At 69.7% G+C, this 24,247-nt stretch carries 21 protein-coding genes; 10 read left to right on the top strand and 11 right to left on the bottom strand.

From position 1 onward, the window contains the following. Positions 1-4: 4 nt before the first annotated feature. Positions 5-430: an Lrp/AsnC family transcriptional regulator gene (locus tag AX721_RS23560; protein WP_068878408.1), complete on the bottom strand. Its 426-nt coding sequence runs from the start codon at positions 428-430 to the stop codon at positions 5-7. A gap of 116 nt (positions 431-546) precedes the next feature. On the opposite strand from AX721_RS23560, the gene AX721_RS23555 reads away from it, so the two are divergent. After that, on the top strand, positions 547-1,416 hold the full coding sequence (locus tag AX721_RS23555; protein ID WP_068878407.1) for a dimethylarginine dimethylaminohydrolase family protein: 870 nt from the start codon (positions 547-549) through the stop codon (positions 1,414-1,416). 11 nt (positions 1,417-1,427) lie between these two features. After that, on the top strand, positions 1,428-2,648 hold the full coding sequence (rocD, locus tag AX721_RS23550) for an ornithine--oxo-acid transaminase (RefSeq protein WP_068878406.1): 1,221 nt from the start codon (positions 1,428-1,430) through the stop codon (positions 2,646-2,648). A 121-nt stretch (positions 2,649-2,769) separates the two neighbouring features. Here rocD and AX721_RS23545 read toward each other — a convergent pair whose 3' ends face one another. Beyond that, complete coding sequence (locus AX721_RS23545; protein WP_082765597.1) at positions 2,770-4,917, bottom strand: PQQ-dependent dehydrogenase, methanol/ethanol family; 2,148 nt, start codon at positions 4,915-4,917, stop codon at positions 2,770-2,772. Between the two features lie 115 nt (positions 4,918-5,032). Continuing rightward, positions 5,033-6,475, bottom strand: coding sequence for a PLP-dependent aminotransferase family protein (locus AX721_RS23540; RefSeq protein ID WP_068878405.1), 1,443 nt, complete (start codon positions 6,473-6,475; stop codon positions 5,033-5,035). 61 nt (positions 6,476-6,536) lie between these two features. Between AX721_RS23540 and AX721_RS23535 the strand changes: the two genes are divergently transcribed. Then, complete coding sequence (locus AX721_RS23535) at positions 6,537-7,136, top strand: YitT family protein (protein WP_068878404.1); 600 nt, start codon at positions 6,537-6,539, stop codon at positions 7,134-7,136. Positions 7,137-7,255: 119 nt separating this feature from the next. Further along, the gene (locus AX721_RS23530) at positions 7,256-8,737 is read left to right on the top strand and encodes a sigma-54 dependent transcriptional regulator (RefSeq protein ID WP_068878403.1); all 1,482 of its coding nucleotides are present in this window, start codon (positions 7,256-7,258) and stop codon (positions 8,735-8,737) included. Here AX721_RS23530 and AX721_RS23525 read toward each other — a convergent pair. Genes AX721_RS23525 through AX721_RS23515 form a run of 3 tightly spaced genes read right to left on the bottom strand, consistent with a single transcriptional unit; the run spans position 8,734 to position 10,029 of the window. Next, entirely contained in the window at positions 8,734-9,441 is a 708-nt protein-coding gene (locus tag AX721_RS23525) for a ribonuclease T2 (protein WP_068878402.1), read from the bottom strand. The genes AX721_RS23530 and AX721_RS23525 overlap by 4 nt on opposite strands. Beyond that, positions 9,434-9,763 (bottom strand): hypothetical protein, encoded by a 330-nt coding sequence (locus AX721_RS23520; RefSeq protein WP_068878401.1) that lies wholly within the window; start codon positions 9,761-9,763, stop codon positions 9,434-9,436. Before AX721_RS23520 ends, AX721_RS23525 begins: the two co-directional genes overlap by 8 nt. Further along, on the bottom strand, positions 9,760-10,029 hold the full coding sequence (locus tag AX721_RS23515) for a DUF2312 domain-containing protein (RefSeq protein ID WP_068878400.1): 270 nt from the start codon (positions 10,027-10,029) through the stop codon (positions 9,760-9,762). The genes AX721_RS23520 and AX721_RS23515 overlap by 4 nt, the downstream gene beginning before the upstream one ends. A gap of 130 nt (positions 10,030-10,159) precedes the next feature. Between AX721_RS23515 and folE the strand changes: the two genes are divergently transcribed. After that, complete coding sequence (gene folE / locus AX721_RS23510; RefSeq protein ID WP_068878399.1) at positions 10,160-10,750, top strand: GTP cyclohydrolase I FolE; 591 nt, start codon at positions 10,160-10,162, stop codon at positions 10,748-10,750. 69 nt (positions 10,751-10,819) lie between these two features. Here folE and AX721_RS23505 read toward each other — a convergent pair whose 3' ends face one another. Both AX721_RS23505 and ykgO read right to left on the bottom strand, forming a co-directional pair. Further along, positions 10,820-11,482 (bottom strand): PEPxxWA-CTERM sorting domain-containing protein, encoded by a 663-nt coding sequence (locus AX721_RS23505; RefSeq protein WP_068878398.1) that lies wholly within the window; start codon positions 11,480-11,482, stop codon positions 10,820-10,822. Between the two features lie 281 nt (positions 11,483-11,763). Further along, complete coding sequence (ykgO, locus tag AX721_RS23500; protein ID WP_068878397.1) at positions 11,764-11,889, bottom strand: type B 50S ribosomal protein L36; 126 nt, start codon at positions 11,887-11,889, stop codon at positions 11,764-11,766. A 136-nt stretch (positions 11,890-12,025) separates the two neighbouring features. Here ykgO and AX721_RS23495 point away from each other — a divergent pair, with 136 nt between their 5' ends. Continuing rightward, positions 12,026-13,336 (top strand): lytic murein transglycosylase, encoded by a 1,311-nt coding sequence (locus tag AX721_RS23495; protein ID WP_068878396.1) that lies wholly within the window; start codon positions 12,026-12,028, stop codon positions 13,334-13,336. Here AX721_RS23495 and AX721_RS23490 read toward each other — a convergent pair. Next, positions 13,333-14,643 carry an MFS transporter gene (locus AX721_RS23490; protein WP_068878395.1) on the bottom strand — a complete coding sequence of 437 codons (1,311 nt, stop codon included), beginning with the start codon at positions 14,641-14,643 and terminating at the stop codon, positions 13,333-13,335. The two genes, AX721_RS23495 and AX721_RS23490, sit on opposite strands and share 4 nt — an antisense overlap. Positions 14,644-14,761: 118 nt before the next feature. Here AX721_RS23490 and motA point away from each other — a divergent pair, with 118 nt between their 5' ends. The 4 genes from motA to AX721_RS23470 all read left to right on the top strand — a co-directional run bounded on the left by motA (position 14,762) and on the right by AX721_RS23470 (position 18,443). Further along, positions 14,762-15,631, top strand: coding sequence for a flagellar motor stator protein MotA (motA, locus tag AX721_RS23485; RefSeq protein ID WP_068878394.1), 870 nt, complete (start codon positions 14,762-14,764; stop codon positions 15,629-15,631). Positions 15,632-15,817: 186 nt separating this feature from the next. Then, positions 15,818-16,081, top strand: a complete 264-nt coding sequence (locus tag AX721_RS23480) for a hypothetical protein (RefSeq protein WP_068878393.1) — start codon at positions 15,818-15,820, stop codon at positions 16,079-16,081. 72 nt (positions 16,082-16,153) lie between these two features. Further along, positions 16,154-17,959, top strand: coding sequence for a tRNA (5-methylaminomethyl-2-thiouridine)(34)-methyltransferase MnmD (gene mnmD, locus AX721_RS23475; RefSeq protein ID WP_068878392.1), 1,806 nt, complete (start codon positions 16,154-16,156; stop codon positions 17,957-17,959). Positions 17,960-18,023: 64 nt separating this feature from the next. After that, positions 18,024-18,443 (top strand): DUF6491 family protein, encoded by a 420-nt coding sequence (locus tag AX721_RS23470; protein ID WP_068878391.1) that lies wholly within the window; start codon positions 18,024-18,026, stop codon positions 18,441-18,443. Between the two features lie 100 nt (positions 18,444-18,543). On the opposite strand, the gene AX721_RS23465 is transcribed toward AX721_RS23470, so the two are convergent. Continuing rightward, positions 18,544-21,678 carry a TonB-dependent receptor domain-containing protein gene (locus AX721_RS23465; RefSeq protein WP_068878390.1) on the bottom strand — a complete coding sequence of 1,045 codons (3,135 nt, stop codon included), beginning with the start codon at positions 21,676-21,678 and terminating at the stop codon, positions 18,544-18,546. Positions 21,679-22,042: 364 nt separating this feature from the next. Then, positions 22,043-24,247: TonB-dependent receptor domain-containing protein (locus tag AX721_RS23460; RefSeq protein WP_068878389.1), on the bottom strand; the 2,205-nt coding region annotated here is incomplete at its 5' end.

The raw sequence follows: 24,247 nt of genomic DNA, 5'->3' as shown, positions 1-24,247 counted from the left end.
ATCCCTAGAGCTTCTGCGTCGCCAGCAGGATCGAGGTTTCCGTGGAGGCGATGCCCTCGATTTCCCGGATCCGGTCCAGCACCTGGCTGAAGGCGGCGAGGGTGTCGACGTCCAGCTCGGCCACCAGGTCCCAGCGTCCGTTGGTGGTGTGGACTGCCGCGACCTCGGGAAAGCCCTTCAACGCCTGGACGACGTGGCGCGAGCGCTCGCCCTCGATGGCGATGGTCATCACCGCCCGCACCCGGCTGGAGTCGGCGTCCGGGCGGGTGCGGATGGTGAACCCCTGGATCACGCCGCGGGCGACGAGCCGTTCGATCCGGTTCTGGATGGTGCCGCGCGAGACCTTCAGCGTCTTGGCCAGGCTGGCGGCGGGGGTGCGGGAATCGGCGCGCAGCAGGGCGATCAGCCGCCGGTCCAGGTCGTCCGACATTTGGTCACTCCATCCTGACGAAACGCCAAACTGATCGGCGTATTGTAGCAGGCTGGGAACTATACGCTAGCGCACGCCGGGGCGAACCTTGGCTGGACGACCCAGCAGGAGTGCGCATGGACCGCCCGACCTTCCTCATGACCGACCCGGCCTGCTTCGACGTGAGCTACCGGATCAACCCGTGGATGGACCCCAAGGTCTGGACCCCGGCCCATGCCGCGGCCGCCCTCGCCGGCTCCGCGGCCCTCCGCGCCGCCTTGCTGGCCGCAGGCGCCCACGTGGAGACGATCGCGGCGGTGAAGGGGCTGCCGGACCTCGTGTTCCCTGCCAACGCCGCCGTGGTCCTGGACGGCAAGGTGCTGCTGGCCCGCTTCCGCTATCCGGAACGCCAGGGCGAGGAGCCGATCCTGCGCTCGGTGTTCCAGCGGCTGAAGACCCGCGGCCTGGTGCGCGAGATCGTCGACCTGCCGGAGGGCCTGTTCCACGAGGGCGCGGGCGATGCGATCTGGGACGCCGACCGCCGGCTGTTCTGGTGCGGCCACGGGCCCAGGTCGAGCCGCGCCGCGATCCCGGTGATCCGCAGGACCTTCGGCCACGAGACCGTCGCCCTCGAGCTGGCCACCGAGCAGTTCTACCACCTGGACACCTGCTTCTGCCCGCTGGCCGGCGGCACGGTGCTCTACTACCCGGCCGCCTTCACCCCCGATTCCCTGGCGGCGATCCGCGCGCGGGTCCCGGAAGCCCAGCGCATCGAGGCCACCGCCGAGGAGGCCGCCGCCTTCTGCGTCAACGCCGTCAACCTCGGCGAGCGGATCGTCATGGCCCGGGCGCCGGACAGCCTGCGGGCCAAGCTGCAGGACCGCGGCTACACCCTCACCGAGGTGGACCTGTCGCCCTTCATCCTCTCGGGCGGCGCCTCCTACTGCATGACCCTGCGCCTCGACCGCGCCTCGGTCCCCGCCGCCCAACTGCACGCCGCCGAATAGGGAGCACTCCGATGAACGACATCGCCCTCAAGCGCTCGCTCGCCACCCGCTACATCGAGACCGAAGCCCAGTACGGGGCCAAGAACTACAAGCCGCTGGACGTGGTCCTGACCCGCGGCGAGGGAACCTACGTCTGGGACGTGGACGGCAACCGCTACCTGGACTGCCTGTCGGCCTATTCCGCGGTGAACCAGGGCCACTGCCACCCGAAGATCCTGGCCGCCATGACGGAACAGGCGGCGAAGCTGACCCTGACGTCGCGCGCCTTCCGCAACGACCAGCTCGCGCCGTTCTACGAAGAGCTCTGCGCCCTGACGAACAGCCACAAGGTCCTGCCCATGAACTCGGGCGCCGAGGCGGTGGAGACGGCGCTGAAGGTGGCCCGCAAGTGGGGCTATGAGGTCAAGGGCGTGCCGGACGGCCAGGCCGAGATCATCGTCGCCTCCGAGAACTTCCACGGGCGCACCGTGGCCATCGTCGGCTTCTCCACCGATCCGCAGTCCCGCGGCGGCTTCGGACCCTTCGCGCCGGGATTCAAGACCGTGCCGTTCGGTGACGCGGACGCGCTGGAGGCCGCCATCGGGCCCAACACCGTGGCCTTTCTGGTCGAGCCGATCCAGGGCGAGGCCGGGGTGATCATCCCGCCGGCCGGCTACCTGAAGCGGGTCCGCGAGCTCTGCACCCGACACAACGTCATCCTGATCCTGGACGAGATCCAGACGGGCCTGGGCCGAACAGGCAAGCTGCTGGCCGAGGAGCACGAGGGGATCGAGGCCGACCTGACCCTGATCGGCAAGGCGCTCTCCGGCGGCTTCTATCCGGTCTCGGCGGTGCTCTCGAACAGCGAGGTGATGAGCGTGCTGCACCCCGGCGAGCATGGCTCGACCTTCGGCGGCAATCCCCTGGCCTGCGCCGTGGCGCGCGCGGCGCTGAAGGTGCTGACCGAGGAAGGCATGATCGAGAACGCCGCCCGCGTCGGCGCCAGGCTGCAGGCGGGCCTCGCGGCCATCGCCACGCCGTCAGTGAAGGAGGTCCGCGGCCGCGGCCTGATGATCGCCGTGGAACTCCAGCACGACGCCGGCGGCGCCCGCCGGGTCTGCGAGACGCTGCAGGCCCGCGGCCTCCTGGCCAAGGAGACCCACGAACACACCATCCGCATCGCCCCGCCGCTGATCCTGACCGACGCGCAGGCCGACTGGATCGTCGACCAGTTCGCGGCGGCGCTCCCCTAGCGCCTGGGCGCGTCAGCGCCGGGCAGAAGATCACCGCCAAGGCGCCAAGGACGCCAAGAGACCCCGGCCGCTCCGGACACTTGGCGTCTTGGAGGTCGCCTGACTGCGCCTTCGGCTCGCTCTAACCCGCCGGCGGCGCCGTCACCTTGGCGGCGGGCGCCGGGGTGGGCGGGGCGACCGCGGTGGCGTCCGCGGCTTTGCGCGCCTCGGTGAGGACGTAGGCCCGGATATCCTCGGCCTCCTGTGCGGTCAGGAACCGCGAGAAACTGGCCATGCCGCGGCTGGCGCTGGCGCCGTCGATGACCACGCCCTTCCAGTTGTCGGCGGTCATCAGCATCGGCGAGCGCTTCAGGTCCGGCAGCCAGGCGCCCGAGGCGTTGGGGCCGTGGCAGACCTGGCAGTTCTTGTGGAACAGCGCGAAGCCGTGCTGCACGTCGCCGGTGGAGGTGATGTTCGCCACGTCGATGGGCGGCGCCTGGGCCGGCGCGGGGAAGTCCGGCGCCTTGGCCGATCCGTCCAGCTTGAAGACCAAGAGCCGGCCCGGCAGGCGCGGGCGCGTCGGCATCGAGGCCGGCGCCGAGATCTGGCCGCCGCCGCCCACGCCGACCATGACCGCCACGTACTGCTCGCCGTCCAGCGAATAGGTCATGGGCGCGGCGATCACGCCGTTGCCGGTCTTGTAGGTCCACAGCGCCTTGCCCGAGGCGGCGTCGTAGGCCGAGAACTGCCCTTCGGCCGCGCCCTGGAAGACCAGGCCGCCCGCGGTCGAGAGGACGCCGGCGTTCCAGAAATAGGGGTGGTCGACGGTCCAGACCGCCTTCTGATTCACGGGGTCCCAGGCCAGGAGCTGGCCCTTGATCAGGGACTGCAGCGCGGTCATCTGCGCCGCATCCGTGGGCAGGGAGTTGATCACGAAGTCGACGCCCACGTTCCAGGCGCCGGGCTTGTACGAGCCGCCCTTGTCGTCGGCGTAGGCGAAAGGCGTGACGTTCAGCGGGATGTAGACCAGGCCCGTTTTCGGGTTGAACGCCATCGGCTGCCAGTTATGCGCGCCCAGCGGTCCCGGCACCTGCATCACCGTGCCCGCCTGATAGCGCGCCTGCGGGTTCTCGATCGGCCGACCGGTCGCCATGTCGACGCCGCTGGCCCAGGTGATGTTGGTGTAGGGCTTGGCCGAGATCAGCTTCCCGGTCGCCCGGTCGATCACATAGAAGAAGCCGTTCTTCGGCGCCTGCATCAGCACCTTGCGCGGCTGGCCGCCCACGTTGAGGTCCGCCAGCATGATGTGCTGGGTGGCCGTGTAGTCCCAGCTTTCGGCCGGCGTGGTCTGGTAGTGCCAGACGTATTCGCCGGTGTCCGGCTTCAGCGCCAGGATCGACGACAGGAACAGGTTGTCGCCCTTGCCGCCCGACCGCTTCTGGTGGTTCCAGGGCGTGCCGTTGCCGATGCCGAAATACATGATGTCCAGCTGCGGGTCGTAGGCCATGGAATCCCAGGCCGTGCCGCCGCCGCCCGTCTGCTTCCACTCGCCGTCCGACCACGTGGCGTTCGCCTTCTCGGCCATCACCTTGTCCGAGGCCGCGCCATCGGGTTGGCCGTTGGGATTGGGGGTCGTGAAGAAACGCCAGACCAGCTTTCCGGTGGCCGCGTCGTAGGCGGAGATGTAGCCGCGCACGCCGTACTCGGCGCCGCCGTTGCCGATCAGCACCTTGTCCTTCACCACCCGCGGTGCGCCGGTGATGGTGTAGGGCTTGGAGGTGTCGGTGGTCTGCTGGCTCCAGGCGACCTTGCCGGTCTTGGCGTCCAGGGCGACCAGCCGCCCGTCGATCGTGCCGACGTAGACCCGGCCCTTCCAGACCGCGACGCCGCGGTTGACCACGTCGCAGCAGGCGTCGAAGCCCTTGGCGCCCTCCACGGCCGGATCGTACTTCCAGAGCAGCTTGCCGCTCTTGGCGTCGAAGGCGAACACCTTGGACCAGGCGGTCGAGGTGTAGAGCACCCCATCGACCATCAGAGGGGTCGCCTCCTGGCCGCGGTCGGTGTCGAACTCGGCGTACCAGGCCAGGCCCAGCTTCTGGACGTTGGATGCGTTGACCTGGTCCAGCGGGCTGAAGCGCTGTTCGTTGTAGTCCTTGCCGTAGGACAGCCATTCGGCATTCCCCGCGGCCGCTTCCAGCCGCTTGGCGTCTACATTGCCCGGCGACGACTTCTGGCAGCCCGCCAGCGCCACCGCGGCGGCCAAGGCCAAACCCAGCCCAACGATCCTCATGACGCCCTCTCCCGGCAGCCGACTTCTCAAATGATCGGCGTTCAGGCGGCACTATGCCCCGGCTGGCCTATCCCGCAAGCATGCCGCAGCGGAACCGCCGCGCAGCTGCGCGCGCCTAGACCACCGCCCCCATCTGCGCCCGCGCCGACGCAGAGCCTGGCTGGAGACGGGCATAGGCCTGGGCCAGGCGTCCGACCACTTCGGTGAGGGTGTCGGCGGGCAAGGTGTACGGCAGGCGGAGGAAGCGTTCGAAGGCGCCGTCGACGCCGAAACGGGGGCCGGCGGCCAGGCGTACTCCGAAACGCTCCGAGGTGGCGGCCATGGCGGTGGACACGGGCGCCGGCAGTTCGGCCCACAGCGACAGTCCGCCCGGCGGCGAGGCGACCTTCCAGTCCGGCAGGGTCTGGCGGACCAGGCCCAGCAGGTGGTCACGCTGCGCGCGCAGGAGAGCGCGGCGCGCGCCCAGCACCGGCGTCTCGTTGGCCATCAGGTGGACGGCGGCCAGCTGCTCCAGCACCGGCGTGCCCAGATCGAGCGACGAGCGCCGCAACGACAGCGCCTGGATCGTCTGGGCGTCGGCGCGGATCCATCCCAGCCGCAGGCCGCCCCAGAAGCTCTTGCCGGTGGAGCCCAGACGAACGAGGCCCTCGTCCGGCTCGGCGAGCCCATAGGGCTGCACCGGCGCGTCCAGCCACAGGTCCACCAGAGTCTCGTCGAAGATCACCGTGGTCCGCGCCCGCAAAGCCGCCTCCACGATGGCGGCGCGGGCCTCCGGCGTCATCCAACGTCCCGTGGGGTTCTGGAAATCGGCGATGAAATAGGCCAGCCGCGGCCCGCTCTGGCGCAAGGCGGCCGCCACGCCGTCCACGTCCCAGCCCTCGCCCGGCAGCCCCACGGGCGCAGGACGGCAGGAGGCGCGCTGGATGGCGTCGATGGCGTGCGGATAGGTCGGGTGATCGATCACCACCCGGTCGCCCGGGCCGCAGGTGAGCCGCAGCATCAGGGCCAGGGCATGCAGGGCGCCGTTGGTCACCATGATCTGGTCGGGCGAGGTCGGCAGGCCGCGGGCGGCGTAGCGGGCGGCGATCGCCTCGCGCAGCACGGGCAGGCCCAGCGGCGCATAGCCATGCTGCGGCAGGTGGGCCGGCAGGGCGCTCAGCGCCGCCGCATAGGCCTGGTGCATCACCTCGACGGCCGGCGGAGCGGCCGAGGCCATGTCCAGCAACCCCTCGCCCACGGCGCCGGCGACGATGGGCGTCATGCCCCGCTCACCGGGCCCGGCGGGGAGGCGGGTGCGCGCGCCGGCACCCTGCCGGCGGTCGAGGAAGCCGTCGTCGCGCAGCCGGCCCAGCGCCGCCGTCACGGTCGTGCGGCTGACCTCCAGCGCGGTGGCCAGTTCACGTTCGCCCGGCAACACCACGTCCAGCGGCAGCCGCCCGTCCAGGATCAGCAGGCGCAGGCCATCCGCCAGCTGGCCATAGGCGGGGCCGGTGCGCTCGCCGCGCCACGCGCCAAGCAGGCGGGTCAGGGAGGCAGGACCGATGCGGCGAGACGTCATGAAGCCACCCTCGCAGAACTGGACCTGTTTTCAAATGCCAGTTTGGACGATCTGGCCTGTCATGATGATGACCCGCCGCCTGATCCAGCTGCTCCTCGGCCTTTCGCTCTACGGCGCCTCGATGGCGCTGATGGTGCGCGCCGGCCTCGGCCTCGACCCCTGGGACGTGTTTCACCAGGGGCTGGCCGGGCGTTTGGGCCTTTCGATCGGCCTGGTGGTCAACATCGTGGGCGCCGCCGTGCTGCTGCTGTGGATCCCGCTGCGCCAGTGGCCGGGGATCGGCACGATCGCCAACGTCCTGGTGATCGGCACGGCCATGGACCTGAGCCTGCTCGTGCTTCCCGAGCTCGACGGCCTGCCGGTCCGGGGCGCCGGGTTGGCGCTGGCGGTGGTCGCGAACGGCGTGGCCGGCGCGCTCTACATCGGGGCCGGCCTGGGCCCCGGTCCGCGCGACGGCCTGATGACGGGGCTGTCCCGGCGCACGGGCTGGCCGATCCGGCGCGTCCGGACGGGCATCGAGCTCACCGTGCTGGCCGCCGGGTGGCTGTTGGGCGGGACGGTCGGCGTCGGCACGGTGCTCTACGCCTTCGCCATCGGCCCGCTGGTCCAGGCCTTCCTGCCGCTGTTCACGATCCGCGACACGCGCGCGCAGGCCGCCTGACCGTTAACCCCTGATTCGGGTCTGCGAAACGCCGCCTTTACCCTTGGCCTGTACCAAAGGGGGACAAGAAACGTGGGCTCGTCAGAAGGCGGGCGCCAAAGTTCGGTGGGTGTTTTCATATGGCCAAAACGGTCCTGGTCGTCGATGACGACCCCACGCAACGCCGTCTGATCCAGGCCGTCCTGGAACGCGACGGCTTTGCCGTGGCCCACGCCCAGAGCGGCGACGAAGCCATCCAGCACCTGAACTCCGGCGCGGTGGTCGACGTGGTCCTGCTGGATCTGGTGATGCCGGGCATCTCGGGTCAGGACACCCTGGTCGAGATGCGCGCCCGCGGCTTCGGCCAGCCGGTGATCGTGCTGACCGCCACGGGCGGGATCGACACCGTCGTCCAGGCCATGCAGTCCGGCGCCTGCGACTTCTTCGTGAAGCCGGCCAGCCCGGAACGCATCACCGTCTCCATCCGCAACGCCCTCAGCATGGGTTCGCTGAAGAGCGAGGTGGACCGGCTCAAGAAGCACGCCTCCGGGCGCACCACCTTCGACGACCTGATCGGGACCTCGCCGGCCATGCTGATGGTCAAGCGGCTGGGCGAGCGGGCGGCCAAGTCGTCGATCCCCATCCTGATCACCGGCGAAAGCGGGGTCGGCAAGGAAGTGATCGCGCGCGCCGTCCACGGCTCCTCGGACCGCGCCGGCAAGCCGTTCATCGCCGTGAACTGCGGCGCGATCCCCGAGAACCTGGTCGAGAGCATCCTGTTCGGCCACGAGAAGGGCAGCTTCACCGGCGCCAGCGACAAGCACCTGGGCAAGTTCCAGGAGGCCAATGGCGGCACCCTGTTCCTGGACGAAGTGGGCGAGCTGCCCCTGGATATCCAGGTCAAGCTGCTGCGGGCGCTGCAGGAGAGCGAGATCGACCCGATCGGCGCCAAGCGCTCGATCAAGGTGGACGTGCGCATCGTCTCGGCGACCAACCGCGACCTCAGCCAGGCGGTGGCCGAGGGCCGGTTCCGCGAGGACCTCTACTATCGCCTGAACGTCTTCCCCATCGAGGCCCCGGCCCTGCGCGAGCGCAAGGAAGACATCGCCGCCCTCGTCGACGCCTTCGTCCGCCGGTTCAACGTGGAAGAGGGCAAGTCGGTGGTCGGCGCCAGCGCGGAGACCATGGCCTACCTCTCGGCCTTCGACTGGCCGGGCAACGTCCGCCAGCTCGAGAACGCGGTCTATCGCGCCATCGTGCTCGCCGACGCGCCCTACCTGCAGCCGCACGACTTCCCGGCCATCTCGGGCGTCGCCGCTCCGCCGCCGGAATATGTGGCCTCGCCGTCGCCGGCCCCGAGCGCCGCTGCAGCGCCAGCGGGCGAGCCGGCCGTCGACCAGCCGGTGCGCATCCTGGACGCCCGCGGGCACCTGCGGACCCTGGAAGAGATCGAGCGCGACCTCATCCAGCTCGCCATCGAGGTCTATGCCGGCCACATGAGCGAGGTGGCCCGCCGCCTCGGCATCGGCCGCTCCACCCTCTATCGCAAGGTCCGCGAGAATGGGCTGGAAGGCCTGGTCAAGGGCGCCGGCGGCGAGGGCGAGGAAGAGGCCGCGGCCTAGCCGGAGCGCCGGCAGCCGCGCGGCGTGATGCGGATCGCCACCTTGTCGGGGGTGCCGGTCCCGCGCGGGCACGCGATGGGCCGGAACTTCAGGTCGTAGCAGACGCCGACCTCCAGCAGCCGGTTGCCCGGCGCCACACGCAGGTTGATCGCGTTGCGCGGCAAGCCGGGGTTCGCCGCGGCGAACGCCTGACGCAGTTGTGCGCCCGTCATCGTCGCCGCGGTCAGGCGCGGCGTCCTCAGCGACGTCCAGAGAGCGGCGGCCTGGGCGAAATAGGCCTGGGACGTCGGCCAGGCGCAGGTCCCGTGCGCCGCCCACTCATGCTGCAGAAGCTCGACCGACGGGGTCATGCACAGGCTGCGGCGGACCGTGGCCGGATCGAGCGGCGGAGCGGCGGCGCAGAACCGCGGATGCTCGCCCCGGCTGGCATTGGGCCACAGGCCGTGCAGCACGAAGCCAAAGCTGTTGTCGCGGCACTGAAGCCGTTCGGACGGGCGATCGCCCCGCTCACGGCACCACTCGGGCGACCAGGTCAGCGCCAGCATGTAGTAGCCAGTGGCGGTCCTGGAGACTTCGCCGGCCGGCGGCGGACGCTCTGGCGCGGGCTGGATCACCTCGGGAAGCCTGCACGACTGGGCCAGCGCCGGGCCGGCGGCCAGGCCCAGGATCGTCGCCGCGAGCGCCGCAACGGCGTGACTAGCCATCCGAACCGTCCTTTCGCCGAAAGCCGCGCCCGCGAGCCATGGGCTTCTTCTCGCCCTTGGCCTTGGCCGCGATCTCCTTGAGCTTCACAGCCTGCAGCATCGACAGGGCCTCGCCCGCGGCGCCCTTCTCAGGGTCGCCGAAGGCGCGGCCGTAGGTCTTCACCCGGTCGGTCACCTCGGTCAGGAATTCGCCCTCCCACTCGGAGAGCGTCACGCCGGCCTTGTCGGCCGTCCGCCGGGCGCGCTTCAGCGCGTTCAGGGCGGCGCGCTTGGCCGCCGCCTTCCTCTCCTCGAAGGGAGACTTTGGCGGCTTGCGCTTCAAATCTCTCCGATCGCCGAGAGGTAGAGGTCGAGGATGGCGTCCTCTTCCTGCCGCTTGGCCCGGTCCTGCTTGCGGATCCGGATCACCTTGCGGATGATCTTGACGTCGAAGCCGTTGCCCTTGGCCTCGGCCAGCACTTCCTTGATCTGCTCGGCGATCTCCGCCTTTTCCTGCTCGAGCCGCTCGACGCGCTCGATGATGCTCTTGAGCTGGCCCTGGGCGGTCGCGTTCAGGACGTCGGAGTGGGCGGAAGCGTCGTCGGCCATGGCCAAGCCTTTAAGCTAGAAGTCGGGGGTGCGGAAGGGCGCGGAACCTAGCGATCCGGACCCGCCCTGTCACCCGCCTCTGAACCTCTGCCGCACCCCAATCGTTGAGACGGTTGGACGCGGAGGGCGCATGACCGATCACACTCGCACGAAGCCGACAGAACAGGACGCGATGGCCGCGGTCCGCACCCTGATCGAATGGGCGGGCGACGATCCCGACCGCGAAGGCCTGCTCGACACGCCGCGACGGGTGGCGAAGGCCTATCGCGAGCTGTTCGCGGGGTACGAAAGCGACCCGCGGGAGTATCTGGCCCGCACCTTCGAGGAGGTCGGCGGCTATGACGAGCTGGTGCTGCTGCGGGACATTCGGGTCGTCAGCTTCTGCGAGCACCACATGCTGCCGTTCCTGGGCAAGGCCCACGTGGGCTACCTGCCGGACGACCGGGTGGTGGGCATCTCGAAACTGGCGCGGGTGGTCCACGGGTTCGCCCGGCGGCTGCAGATCCAGGAGAAGCTGACAGCCGAGATCGCCGAGGCGATCCAGGACATCCTGAAGCCCAAGGGCGTCGGGGTCGTCATCGTCTCGGAGCACAGCTGCATGACCATGCGCGGAGTGAACACCCCCGGCTCGCGCCTGACCACCAGCCACCTGCTGGGCGGCCTGCGCGACGATCCGCGAACCCGCCAGGAGTTCTTCGACCTGGTCCGGAATGGCGACTAGGCACGTGAAAAGACCCCCGGCCTGGCGAAGGGCCGGGGGTCCCAGTCAGCTCACCCAGTGGAGAGAGGGCTAGGCGAGCGCAGGAACGGAGCGGCGACGGCGGATCATCGCGCCGGCCGAGCCGAAGCCCATGATCATCAGGGCCCAGGTGGTCGGCTCGGGAACCGCCGTGCCGGCCAGGCTGTCGAATTCGAAGGAGTTGCCGGTCGAAGTGAACTGGATCGACTTCACGGCGTCGGCGCCGAAGTTGTAGCTGACGCGACGGCCCCAGGACTGGTTGCCGTTGTCACCCGTCACGGCGCCCCAGATTTCGGCGCCGGCGAGCGTGAAGGACGCGCCGCTGACCGTCGTGAAGGTCATGAAGTTGAAGGTGTCCGGCGAGCCCAGGTAGAAGCTGAAGTGCTGCAGGCCCTTGGTCGAGGTCAGGGTCGCCGAGCCGTTGGTCAGCACGGTGTAGTAGTTGGTGGTGTCGCCGGGCGGGGGCGCGCTCACGTTAGGATCCAGGCCCAGGGCGCCGCTGCGGACGAACGTGTTGGCGTCGCCCGTGAAGGTGAAGTCCACGCCGTCGGCGTGGATGCTGTCAAAGTCCTCGATCATCGTCTGGCCGGGCGGCAGCGGGCCGTCGGTGTTGTAGACGGTCATGGTCAGCGCCGCGGCCGGCGCGGCCATGGCCAGGGCGGCCGAGGCCGCGGCGGTCGCGAACAAGGCGCGAAGCGTGTTGCGGGTGCGCATTTTAGGGTCGTCCGTTCGTTTGCGACGAACCCCTGACGCGGAGCCCGTACTGGTTTGAAACAGGTGCTGGTGCCTGCAACGAGACCTTTGCAGGCGTCATGCCAACGGCGCCGCTTGGGGCGCAGGGGTCTCGGCGGCCGGCCCCGCCAGGCAGGCATGGCAAAGGCCCGGACGCAGGGCGGCCGGGCCGGATGGGATATCAGACGATCAGCACGCGCTTGGGCGTACGATGACCTGGCCGAGCCGCGGCTGGCGCCCGCAGGGGCGCCAGGCGGCGGCGCTTAGCCCTGCTTGGCTTTGAAGCGCGGGTCGGTCTTGTTGATGATGTACACGATGCCCTTGCGGCGCACGAGCTTGCAGTCGCGGTGACGCGTCTTGAGCGACTTGAGCGAGCTTCTGACCTTCATGGGACCGTATCTTCAAGCGGGCCGCGGACGGCCGGTTGGCGAACAAGAGCGCGCGCATATACGGGTCGGCCCCAGATGAGTCAACCTGACGCCGTTTTGATTGGGGTGCGGATCGACGCACTTTAGAGTCGGGCGGATGCGTCGTCGCGTTCTTCCCACCTTCCTCGCCCTCGCCGGCTGTGCGAGCCCCGCCGTCCCACCGCCTACCCTGGCGCTGCCCGCCGCCACGGCGGCGTTCGCGGCCACGGACCTGGCCACGCCGGTCGCCGCGCCCGCGGCCCCGCCCTCTGTCGTCCCGCCGACCGCGTCCGGCGACATGATCTTCGACGCCTGGGCGGCCGAATTCCAGGGCCGGGCCCTGGCCGCCGGCATCCGGTCGGAGGTGTTCAGCCGCGAGATGGCGGGCCTGAGCCCCGACCCGCGCATCGCCGGCCTCGACAGCCGCCAGCCCGAGTTCTCGAAGCCGATCAGCGACTACCTCAGAGGCGTCGTCTCCGCCGACCGGGTGACCATCGGCGCGCGGCGCGCCGCGGACGTGCCGATGATGGCCGACATCGAGAGCCGCTATGGGGTGCCGCGACAGGTCCTGATCGGGATCTGGGCGCTGGAGAGCGGCTTCGGCGCCATCCAGGGCGACAACGACGTCCTGCGGGCGCTCGCCACACTGGCCGCCCAGGGCCGGCGGCGCGCCTGGGCGGAGGGCGAGCTGATCGCCACGCTGCGGATCATACAGTCCGGCGAATTCCCGCGCTCGCGCCTCCGCGGCTCCTGGGCCGGGGCCATGGGCCAGACCCAGTTCATTCCCACGACCTTCCTGTCGACGGCGGTGGATGAGGACGGCGACGGCAAGCGCGACATCTGGAGCTCGCAGGCCGACGCCCTGGCGTCGGCGGCCAACCTGCTGGCCAAGGCGGGTTGGGTGCGCGGCCAGGGCTGGGCGCGCGAGGTCACCGTGCCGCCGGGCTTCGATTTCAGCCTGACCGAAGGTCCGAGCGAGGTCCCCGCCTGGTGGGCGACAAAGGGGGTCAAGCCGGCCGACGGAAAGCCGTGGTCCCGCAACGACCAGGACGCGCCGGCCCAACTCATCGCCCCGGCGGGGGCGGACGGGCCGCTCTTCCTGCTGCTGCCCAACCACTTCGCGATCCGCAAGTACAACAACAGCATCGCCTATGCCCTCGGCGTCGGACTGCTGGCCGACCGGGTGGCGGGCGGCGCGCCGCTGGTGAAGGCATGGCCGCAGGAGACGCCCCTGTCGCTGGTGGATCGCATGACCGCCCAGCGGGCCCTGGCGGCGCTGGGGTTCGATCCCGGCGGCGCCGACGGCGTGGTCGGGATGGCGACTCGGCGGGCGCTGCGCGACTGGCAGAAGGCCCGCGGCCTCACCGCGGACGGCTACCTCTCGGCGGCCATGGTGGCGCGGCTGAAGGCGGAGGCCGCAGGGCGCTAAGGCCCTCCGCCCTCGTCGCTCTTTTCGATGGTGGCCAGGGCCGTGACCTCACGGCTGGCGGGCTTGGGATCGGCGTTCTTCAGGGCCGTACTGCGGAACGCATAGACCAGCATCCCCGCCATCAGCGCCGCGTTCAGGATGAACGGCGCCGGGCCGAAGTGCTGGTAGAGGAAGACGAAGGCCGGAGCGAGGACCACGTTGATCCCGTTCACGGCCGCGATAGCGCCGGCCACCCGGGCCTGCTCGTCGACGTCCACGGCGATGGACGAGCCGGCCGTGAAGCCGGGGCGGGCGAACCCGAAGCCCAGGCTGGAGATCGCATAGCCGGCCACCACGCCGTAGTAGCCGCCCGACAGCGCCACGATCAGATTGCCCAGCGCCGCGATGGCGACGCCCCAGCGGAGCAGCTGGCGGGGCGTCATCTCGAACATCCGGATCAGGCCCCATTGGGCCAGGAGACCCGCCACCGCGCCGAACATCATGGCGATGGCGATGAAGTACTGGGCCTGCGCGGGTGACATCCCCAGCTTGTCGATGATCAGGAAGCCGAGCGTCTGGGCCTGGGCGGTCTGGCAGGTGGCGACAATGAAGCCATAGATAAGGAAGGGCGTGATCCGCGGATCGCGCCACATCGGAGTGGCCTTCGCCGCGCCGCCCACGACCGGCCGCCGCGGGCGCTGGTTCTCGGGCGACACCTTCTGGTCGGGCAGGTAACGCCAGACGATGAACAGCATGGCCAGGGCGATCAGGGCGAAGCTGAACAGCGGGCCGGCCAGGCCCACCACCGGCAGGATGAACAGGGGCGCGAGGAACGGGCCGATCACCGTGCCCAGGCCGAAGGCGCCGGCCAGGCTGGCCATGGCCTGGGTCCGGCCCTCCAGCGGCGTGCGCTCGGCCACATAGGCCTGGGTCGCCGGATTGCTGGCCGCCCCGAAGAGCCCGAACAGCGCTCGGGCCAGCAGGAACAGCAGGAAGATGATCATCGGCGGCGCCAGCTGGCGCAGCCCCGCGCTCACCACCAGGCCGCAGAGCGCCATCGAGACCATGAAGCCCGACAGGCCCACCAGCATCAGGGGCTTGCGGCCGTGACGGTCGGAGGCCCGCGCCCACGCCGGCGAGGAAAACGCCCAGAGCAGCGCCGACAGCGAGAAGATCGCCGAGACCATGGCGTCGGGAATACCGGTGGAGCGCCCGATGGCCGGCAGGACCGAGATCAGGCCTGTATTGCCCATGGCGGTCGCCGCCGAGACGGCGAAGATGATCGCGAAGGAACGCCGGGGCAGGGCGTTTGCGGCGGGGCTGGCCATGGTCCTGGCTTAGGCGGGTTGGCGGCCTGCGGCAATTCTCCGCCTCGCGAGGCGGGGCCCCGTCCACGGGGCATTAAACATTAATCGTCATGGTCGCCGCCGACGTCGCGGGGATTCCATGTTCCAGATCATTGGTCTTGTGCTGCTGTTCGGCCTCGTGTTCGGCAGCTACATCATTTCCGGCGGGAACATGGGCGTGATCATGCACGCGCTTCCCCACGAGATGATGGCGATCGGCGGCGCCGGCGTGGCCAGCTTCCTGGTCGCCAACTCCATGACCACGATCAAGGGCTGCGGCGGCGGCTTCGCGAAGGTCTTCTCGGGCCCCAAATGGAAGGCCTCGGACTATCGCGACCTGCTGGCCCTGCTGTTCCTCCTGACCAAGACCATGAAGTCCAAGGGCGTGATCGCCCTGGAAAGCCATATCGAGAACCCCAAGGAATCCACGATCTTCAACCGCTTCCCGAAGATCATGAAGGACCACTTCGCCATCGACTTCATCTGCGACACCCTGCGGATGATGACCATGAACCTGGAGGACCCGCACCAGGTCGAGGATGCGATGGAGAAGCAGCTGGAGAAGCACCACCACGAAGCGCTGATGCCCAGCCACGCCGTCCAGAACCTGGCCGACGCCCTGCCCGCCCTGGGCATCGTCGCCGCCGTGCTGGGGGTCATCAAGACCATGGGCGCGATCACCGAGCCGCCGGAAGTGCTGGGCGGCATGATCGGCGGCGCCCTGGTCGGCACCTTCCTCGGCGTGTTCCTCGCGTATGGCATCGTCGGCCCGATGGCGACGCGCATGAAGGAAGTGGTGGACGAGGAAGGTTCGTTCTATCGCATCATCCAGGCGGTGCTCGTGGCCCACCTGCACGGGAACGCCGCCCAGATCTCGGTCGAGATCGGCCGCGGCAACGTGCCCACCGGCGCGCAGCCCAGCTTCCTGGAGCTGGAAGAGGCCCTGTCGAACATTCCCGCCGAGGGCTGATCCCGCCCTCGACCCGCCGTACGGCAAAGGTTGAAAAAGTGATCACAACTCCGTGATTTTTCGCCTTGCTATGGGCGGCTGCCCAGGCGTATCTGTGCGCACGCGTCGGGGGGGCGGCCTTGCCCATTCCTTGATCGGCGGGAAAGTCCGACCGGCGCCTGACACTCGACCAGAGGAATTGGGAACATGATGAAGCAACTGCTGATCGCCAGCGCCGCCGTCGCCATGCTGGGCGTCGCCGCCTGCCAGAAGACCGAAGAAAAGGCCGCTGAAGCCCCCGCCGCCGACGCCGCCGCTCCGGCCGCCGACGCCGCCGCCGCTTCGGCTGACGCCGCCGCCACCTCGGCCGCCGCCGCTGCCGACTCGGCCGCTGCCGCCGCCCCGGCCGCCGACGCCGCGGCTCCGGCCGCCGACGCCGCTGCCCCGGCCCCGGCTCCGGAAGCGAAGTAAGCTTTCGACGCGATTTCGCGTTAGGGAAGGGCCGCCCTCCGGGGCGGCCCTTTTCGTTTCCGGACCTCGCCCATGAGCGCCGACCCGCCGGCCGCCGGCGAACGTCCCTCCCAGTCCCCGCTCGCCTGGACCGACGACGGCCAGCCCCGTTCGCGTCTGTTCGGCGACGTCTATTTCTCGGCGCAGGACGGCCTGGCCGAGTCCCGCGCCGTCTTCCTGCAGGGCTGCGGCCTGCCCGAGGCCTGGGCCGGGCGGCGCCGCTTCGTGGTGGGCGAACTGGGGTTCGGGACGGGCCTGAACATCGTGGCCCTGCTGGACCTCTGGCGGCGCACGCGACCTTCGGACGGGCGGCTCCACGTCTTCTCCATCGAAGCCTTCCCGATCACGGCGGACGAGGCCGCCCGCGCGCTCGCCCGCTGGCCGGAGCTCGCCGATATCGCCAGCCAGCTGTGCGGGCGTTGGCCGGGCCGCGCCCGGGGCCGCCACCGCGTCGAGCTGCCCGAACTCGGCGCCGTGTTCGACCTCGCCGTGATGGACGTGGCCGAGGCCCTGGCGGGCTGGACCGGCGTGGCGGACGCCTGGTTCCTGGACGGCTTCTCCCCCGCCCTGAACCCCGGGATGTGGAGTGACGAGATCCTGGGCCTGGTGGCGCAGCGTTCGGCGCCCGGCGCGCGGGCGGCCACCTTCACCGTCGCCGGCCAGGTGCGCCGGGGCCTGGCCGCCGCCGGGTTCGCCGTCGAGAAGCGGCCGGGTTTCGGCCGCAAGCGCGAGCGGCTCGAGGCGCGCCTTCCCGGCGCCGCTGCTGATCCACCCACCCGCCGGGTCGGCATCGTGGGGGCCGGGATCGCCGGCGCCGCGGCCGCGCGCGCCGTCCGCGCCCTTGGCGGCGAGCCGACCGTGATCGAGGCGGCCCATCGCGGCGCCGGCGGCTCAGGTAACCCGGCGGCGCTGGTGACGCCCCGCCTGGACGCCGGCCTCGGCGAGGCTGCGCGCCTGTTCTCCCAGGCGTTCGGCCGGGCTGCCGCGCTCTATGCCGCCATCCCGGATGCGGTGCTGTCGCAGGGGGTGCTGCAGTTGGCCGCCGACGCCCGGGACGCGGATCGGTTCGCCCGCATCGCCGCATCCGACATCTTCGAGCCCGGCGCGCTCGGCCTGCTGGATGCCCCCGACGCGGCCGCGCGCCTGGCCGAGCCCGCGCCCGTCGCCCTGGACCAGCGCACCGCCCAGGTCGTGGATCCGGCCCGCATCCTGGCCGCCTGGACCGGCGAGGTCGTCCGCGCCGAGGTCGCGACCCTCCGCCGCGACGGCAGCCTCTGGATCCTCCTGGACGCCGACGGCGGCGAAATCCTGCGCGCCGAGGCGGTGATCCTCGCCGCGGCGCTCGCTTCGCGCGACCTGGGGCCCGACCTGCCGCTCCAACCGGTTCGCGGACAGGTGAGCTGGGCCCGCGGAGCCGGCGCGCCAACCGCCGCCGCCTGGGGCGGCTATGTCGCGCCCACCCGCGACGGCCTGCTGTTCGGCGCCACCCACGATCGCGACGACGCCGGCGCCGACCTGCGCGCGGCGGACCATGCCCGCAACCTCGCGACGCTCGCCACCGCCCTGCCGGCGCTGGCCGCCAGGCTCGTCGACGTTCCTCTCGAAGGCCGCGCCTCGGTGCGGGCCGTCACGCCGGACCGGCTGCCCCTGGCCGGGCCGCTCGGGGACGGCCTCTTCGCCTTGGCCGGTTTCGGCTCGCGCGGATTCTCGCTGGCCCCCCTCCTGGCCGAGCACGTCGCCGCGCAGGCACAGGGCGCACCGTCTCCAATCAGCGCCGCGGCGGCCGAGCTGGTCGATCCTGGCCGCTTCGCCCGGCGGGCCGCGCGGCGCCGTTCCTAAGGCCTGGAAAGGCCCCTATATTGCCGCTTCCTCGGGGGACATTTGGGGCCAGAGGACCTAGACCATGACCTTCAAGACCACTCTGTCGCTCGCCGCCGCAGGCTTCGCGGCGCTCAGCCTCGCCGCCGCGGGCGCGGCCGTCGCCAAGTCACCCAAGGAACCGGACGCCGCCGCGGCGAAGCCGAAGAAGCAGTGCTTCTGGACCAACCAGGTGAACAGCTTCGCGTCCAGCGACGACCGCATCGTCAATGTCCGCGTGGGCGTGAAGGACGTCTATCAGTTCGAGATGTTCGGCCGCTGCAACGACGTGGACTGGAGCAACCAGATCGCGCTGGTCTCCCGCGGCGGCTCGTACATCTGCTCCGGCCTGGACGCCGAGATCATCTCGCCCTCCCCCATCGGCCCGCAGCGCTGCCCGGTGCGCAACATCCACAAGCTGACGGCGGAGGAGGTCAAGGCGCTGCCCAAGCACGCCCGGCCGTAAGGGACCCGCGGACAAAAAGGGGGGCGCCGTCGCCGGCGCCCGACGATGAAAGGAGGGGCGCCGTCGCCGGCGCCCCCAGGCGACCTTCCCGGGAGGAGGCCTAGAACGACTTCTTCACGCCGAGTTCGAACACCCGGCCCAGCGGATTGCCCTGGGTGATGTCGTAGTTGTAGGGCGACGGCACGTACGGCGGGTCCTTGTCGAATAGATTCTGGACGCTGAACGTGATCACCGAATCCCACGGCGCTTCCCAGCGCACGATCACGTCGTGCTGCCAGTAATCGTTGGACTTGCCGACCGCCACCAGGTCCGCGCCCGAGGTTGAGCTCGGGTTCGGAACCGTGATGAAGAAGGGCGAGCCGAAGGCGGGCGAGGTGCCCTCCGCATAGCGGATCTGCCAGCGCAGGCTGAACGGCCCCTTGTTGAACGCCGCGAAGGCGTTCCCCTTCAGCTCGGGATACGAGAAGAAGTCGTTGAGCACGTCGCTGAGCCCCGCCCGGTCTTCGGCAGGGGCGATGCTGATCGTCGAATTGCGGAGCGCGATGGCGCTGCGCTTGTATTCGATCAGGTAGGTCAGCTCGCCGCCCACGGCCCAGGAGCCGCCGAACCAGCCGTCCCAATCGTATTGCGCCCGGGCCTCGATGCCCGAGGTGTCGGTGTTGGGGCCGTTGATCGTGAAGCTGCGCAGGCGGGCCACATTGGCCGCCCCGCAAGCCCCGGCGAAGGTGAAGCGCGCCTGCAGCTCGGCGAAGGCCGGGTTGCCGCAGTTCACGTTCGTGCCGCCCGGGAACATGGTCGCGTAGAGGCGCGAGCCGCTTTCCTCGACGATCTCGTCCTTGAACTTGAAGTTGAAGTAGTCGACCGTCGCCGAGAACCCTCCCATCTCGAAGATGACGCCGACGTTGAAGGTGTCGGCCTTCTCGGGCTTCAGGTCCGGGTTGCCGCAGGTCTGGAAGGCGCGATAGGCGCTGCCCAGGACCCGGACGCCGTTGTTGCAGCCGTTCGTCGTCAGGCCGGGGCCCGGCGCGCGGAAGGTCGTGCTGGCGCTGCCGCGGAAGGCCAGCCAGTCGGTGGCCTGCCACTTCACGGCGATCTTCGGATTGGTCGTCGAGCCGATGTTGCCCTGGTAGGCCTCGTGCCGGATCGCGGCGTTGATGTTCAGGTTGTCCAGGATCGGGATCTGGATTTCCCCGAACACCGCCTTGACGTTGGCGTCGTCGTCCCGGTCGACGGCGGAGCCGAAGAACTGCAGCGGTCCGCTCTCGTCGGCGCAGGACGGGCGGTCCGGGCACGGGTTCTCGTCGGCATTGAAGTTGGCGCCGTACTTCCGGATCTCCCGCGTGTAGCGATACTGCGCGCCCAGGGCCCAGGCCACCGCGCCGCCCGCAAGCTCGATCCCCGTCTCGCCCGAGAACACGGCGTCGGCCACCACGATCTGGTTGGTCAGGACATTGGTGTAGTTGCCGAACAGCCCCGCCACCACCCGCGGGTCATTGGCCACGGCGGGATTGAAATAGGGGTTGGCCGCCCCGTTCACGAGGCTGGTCTGCACCGCGTTGCTGAAGGGATTGAAGAAGTAGCAGCCCAGGGCCGCATTGCCCGCGCCCGTGGTGTAGTTCGCCGTCTCCGCGGCCGTGCAGGCGTTCTCGGCACCGTCCTGACTGCCGAAGCCGCGCAGCGCGAGCTGCAGGTTCTTGACCAGGATGTCGTTGGTGTTGGTGGTGTTCTTCTGCTCCATGAAGGTCAGCGAGGTGTCGTAGTTGATCCCGCCGAAGATCTTGCCCTTGAAGCCGCCCGAGATCCGGTAGGCGTCGTTGACGATCGACTGGTGGTCGGCCCCGTCCTTGAACCGCGGGTTGCCGCCGAAGGCGAGGGCGCGCCAGCCCAGCTGGACGATGTCGACCCCGCGCGCGCCGCCCGGCGCGCCGGCCTGGGCGCCCGTGGTGCTGAACGCGCCGGCCCGGATGGCGGCGCATTCGGTGGCGGTGAGGGGCGCGCGGCAGTCGTTGACCAGGGCCAGGAAGCCCGGGTTGTTCACCGGCACGTTGAAGGGCACCGACAGGTTGGGACCGTTCGGCGCGCCCGGCGAGAACGAGGTGCCGCCATCGATCACCCGCGAGGGGTACTGGGCCGTCAGGTTGGCGGGTGAGAGCCGCTGGACCGGCGTGTCGTTCTTGGTCCAGGCCACCTCGGCGTGGAACGACATATTCTCGGAGAGGTCGAAGTTCACCTCGCCGTAGAGCTGGTAGTGATCTTCGCGGTTCACGAGGTCGTTGAAGTTCGAGAACTGGAACCGGCAGCCCGTCGCCGTCCCCGAGGTGGCCGGCAGGTTTGCGTTGACCGGCACGGCGAAGGTGACGGTCGGCGCCTGGTTCGGCTGGCCGGCCAGAGGGTTGGCGAAGCTGACGTTCCGCGTCAGCGTGCCGCCCAGTTCCTGGCACCCGTTGTCGCGGAACGCGGTCGCGCCGGCCACGTAGAAGCCGGGGTTCGAAGCCCCGGTGAAGCCCGCCGCGCCCGACGAGCCGGCGAAGTCGAAGGGCCGCAGGGCGAAGTCGCGCTCATGGATGTCCAGGCGCGAGCGGTGGCGATAGCCGGCGGTGAACAGGACATTGCCGTTGTCGAACTGCTTTCCCCAGGCGGCATTGGCGTTGTAGTCGCCGTTCGAACCGTCGATCAGCGCGTACTCGCCGTCGATCTCGAGGCCGTCGAGGTCCTTGCGGGTGATGAAGTTGACCACGCCGCCGATGGCGTCCGAGCCGTAGGTCGCCGCCGCGCCGTCCTTGAGGATCTCGATCCGGCCGACCGCGGCGGTGGGGATGAAGTTCAGGTTGGCGCCGCCGCCCTGGAACGCCGCGGCCGGGCTGTCGGCCAGCCGCCGCCCGTTCATCAGGGTCAGGGTCCGCGCCGCGCCGAAGCCGCGCAGGTTGATGGTCGCCGTGCCCGCGCCGCCGTTGTAGCGGTTGCTCTCGCCCAGCGACGACTGGGACGAGGTGATGGTCTTCACCAGCTGGACCACCGTGGGCGAGCCCTGCTTCTCGAGGTCGGCGGTGGAGAGCACATCCACCGGGCTGGCGGAGTCCTCGGGCGTCCCGGCGATGAAGGAGCCGGTGACGACCACCTCCTCGACTTCCGACGGCGCCGCCTGGCCGGCCTGGGCCGCGGCCGGGCCCGTCAGGCCGAGCGAGAACACGGCAGCCAGCATCGAGCCGCCGCAGAGATAACTGCGTCTGTTCATGATTTTCCTCCCGCAAGGTCCGACCCGCTTCTGTCGTGCGGATTGCGGAGCCTTGATGGAGCGATGATCACCCGAGACTCAGCGGCGCGCCACTGGATTCCGGCACGGAAACATACCGCAACCCTGAATCGTCGCCCAGCGGAGATTCACTTTTCCGGCTAAGATAATCTAATATATTCAATATATTATAGTCCTCACCGCGGCATACAATGATCGGAATCGGGGTACGCTGGAGCGTTGCAAGAAGGTTACAGGCCAGATCGATTTTTCGAAATCATGGTCTGCTCGGATAGCGGGGCGCCAAAGAAGAACGCCGCCGGCAGAGCCGGCGGCGTTCCAGAAGCGGCCGTGAGGCGTGGTTGGTCTAGAAGCGCTTCTTGACGCTCACCTTGTAGGTGCGGCCGATCGCGCTGCCGGTGAACGGATCGTAGTTGAGGTCGAGCCGGGCGAACGCCGGGTCCTGGTCGAACAGGTTGTCCACCGACAGCGTCATCGTGGTGTCCCACGGCAGCTGCACCCGATAGTCCAACTCGGCCAGGATCGTGGACTTGATGGTCTGGCCTTTGGTCTGCACCGCTCCATTCACCGGGTTCGGCGCCAGGATCGAGGTCCTCTGGTCCTTGTAGGAGTCGATGTAGTTCAGCGTGAAGCGCAGATTGTGCGGCCCACGGCTGTACTCGGCGAACACCTGGCCCTTCCACTCGGGCAGGGAGGTGGCGATGAGCTGGTAGTTCAGGAAGCCGGCCGCATCGAACGCCCGTTCCACCGTCACGCCCTCGACCACGAAGTCGCCGATCTTGTACTCGATCGTATAGGTCGCCGAACCGCCGATGCGGATGTCGCCGCCCAGCACGTCGTCGAAGTCGTACTGGCCCATGAAGTCGATGCCGGAGGTCTTGATCTTCGGCCCATTCACGACCTGGGTCCGCACGCGCGAGATGGTCGCGGTCGAGCAGGCGCCTTGGAACGTGAACCGCGACTGCAGGCCTGCGAACGCGGCCTGGCCGCAGTTGGCGGTCGAGCCGCCCGGGAACATGGTGTTCACGATGGAGGCCGAGGGCTCACCCACGATCGGGTCCTTGAAGTCGAAGCCCCAGTAGTCGATCGAACCCTTGAAGTTGCCGATGTCGAAGATGCCGCCGACGCTGTAGGTGGTCGCCTCTTCGGGCTTGAGGTCCGGATTGCCGAAGAAGTCGATGGCCCGGAACGCGCCGGCGATGAAGCTCAGCGCCGTGACGCTGCCGGGCGCCAGGTTGGTCAGCGCCGGGCCGCGGAAGGTGGTGCCGATCGAGCCGCGCAGCGCGAACCAGTCCGCCATCTGCCAGCGCGCCGAGATCTTCGGATTGGTGGTCGTGCCCACCGCCTCGTAGTCCTCGTGCCGGATGGCCGCCATGATCTGGATGTCGTCGGTGACGGGAATGCTCAGCTCGCCGAACACGGCCCAGACGTTGCGGTCCAGGTCTGCCTCTTCGCCCGTTCCCAGGAACATCAGCGGGCCGTTGCGCACCGCGCAGGAACCGGTTCCGTTGATCGGGGTGTCGATGCAGGGCGTGGCGTCGATGTCGCTGAGGTCGTTGTACTCGGACTCGAAGCCGTCCCGGCGGAACTGGACGCCGGCCGCCCAGGCGACGTCGCCGCCGGCCAGCTCGATCCCGGTCTTGCCGTTCAGGACCGCGTCCCAGACGAAGGTGCGCTGGGTCTGTTTGGTCGACACCTGCTGGAAGAACCAGCGGATCACGTCGGGGTTGTTGGCCGCGCTAGCCACGAAGCCGGGGTTCGCCTGGCCGGTGACCGCGTTGGAGGCGATCGCGTTGGCGAAGGGGTTGAAGTAGTAGCAACCCAGCGCCGTGTTGCCGGCGCCCGTCGTGAAGTTGGCCGTTTCGGCCGCGGTGCACCCACCGGCCGAGTCGCCGTTCAGGCTGCCGAAGCCGCGGAGCGCGAGCTGGAAGCGGGAGACGACGGTGTCGTAGCCCGTCCGGCGGCCGGTCTCCTGGCCGTAGGTCAGGGCGACGTCATAGCCGATGCCCATCCACGGCAGGTCGCCGCGCAGGCTGCCGGAAACCCGGAACGCCTCGAACTGCCGCAGTCCTTCGGAAGCGCCCTCGTTGCCGTCGAAGGCCGGGTTGCCCCCGAAGGCCAGCGGACGATAGCGCACGCCGGGCATGTGCAAGCCGACCGCCCCCGCTGGGATCAGGCCCGGATTGGCGGCCGCCAGCGCCTGGAAGCCCGGATTGCTGGCCGGGACGAAATAGCCCGCAAGCAGCGAGGCCGGCAGCGTCGAGAAAGGATTGGTGAGCGCCGTCGGCGTCTGCAGCGACAGGTAGGACGGCGAGGTCTTCCAGTTCGGCACGTCGGTCTTGGCGTACAGCGCCTCGATGTGCAGGCGGTGGCCTTCGGCCAGGTCGGCATTCACCTCGCCATAGAGTTGGAGGCGGTCCTCGCGCTCGATCAGGTTGTCGTAGTCCACGTAGTGGAACAGGCAGGCCGGCAAGGCGCCGGGCTGGACGATGCCGCCCAGGGCGTTACAGCTCGCGTTGTCCGCCCGGAAACCGGTCGCGGCGGGCGTCCC

The sequence above is a fragment of the Phenylobacterium sp. CCH9-H3 genome (assembly GCF_001557235.1).
Taxonomy (GTDB): Bacteria; Pseudomonadota; Alphaproteobacteria; order Caulobacterales; family Caulobacteraceae; genus Phenylobacterium.
Note: the sequence above shows the minus strand (reverse complement) of the source record. Positions and strands in the feature narration are given on the sequence as shown.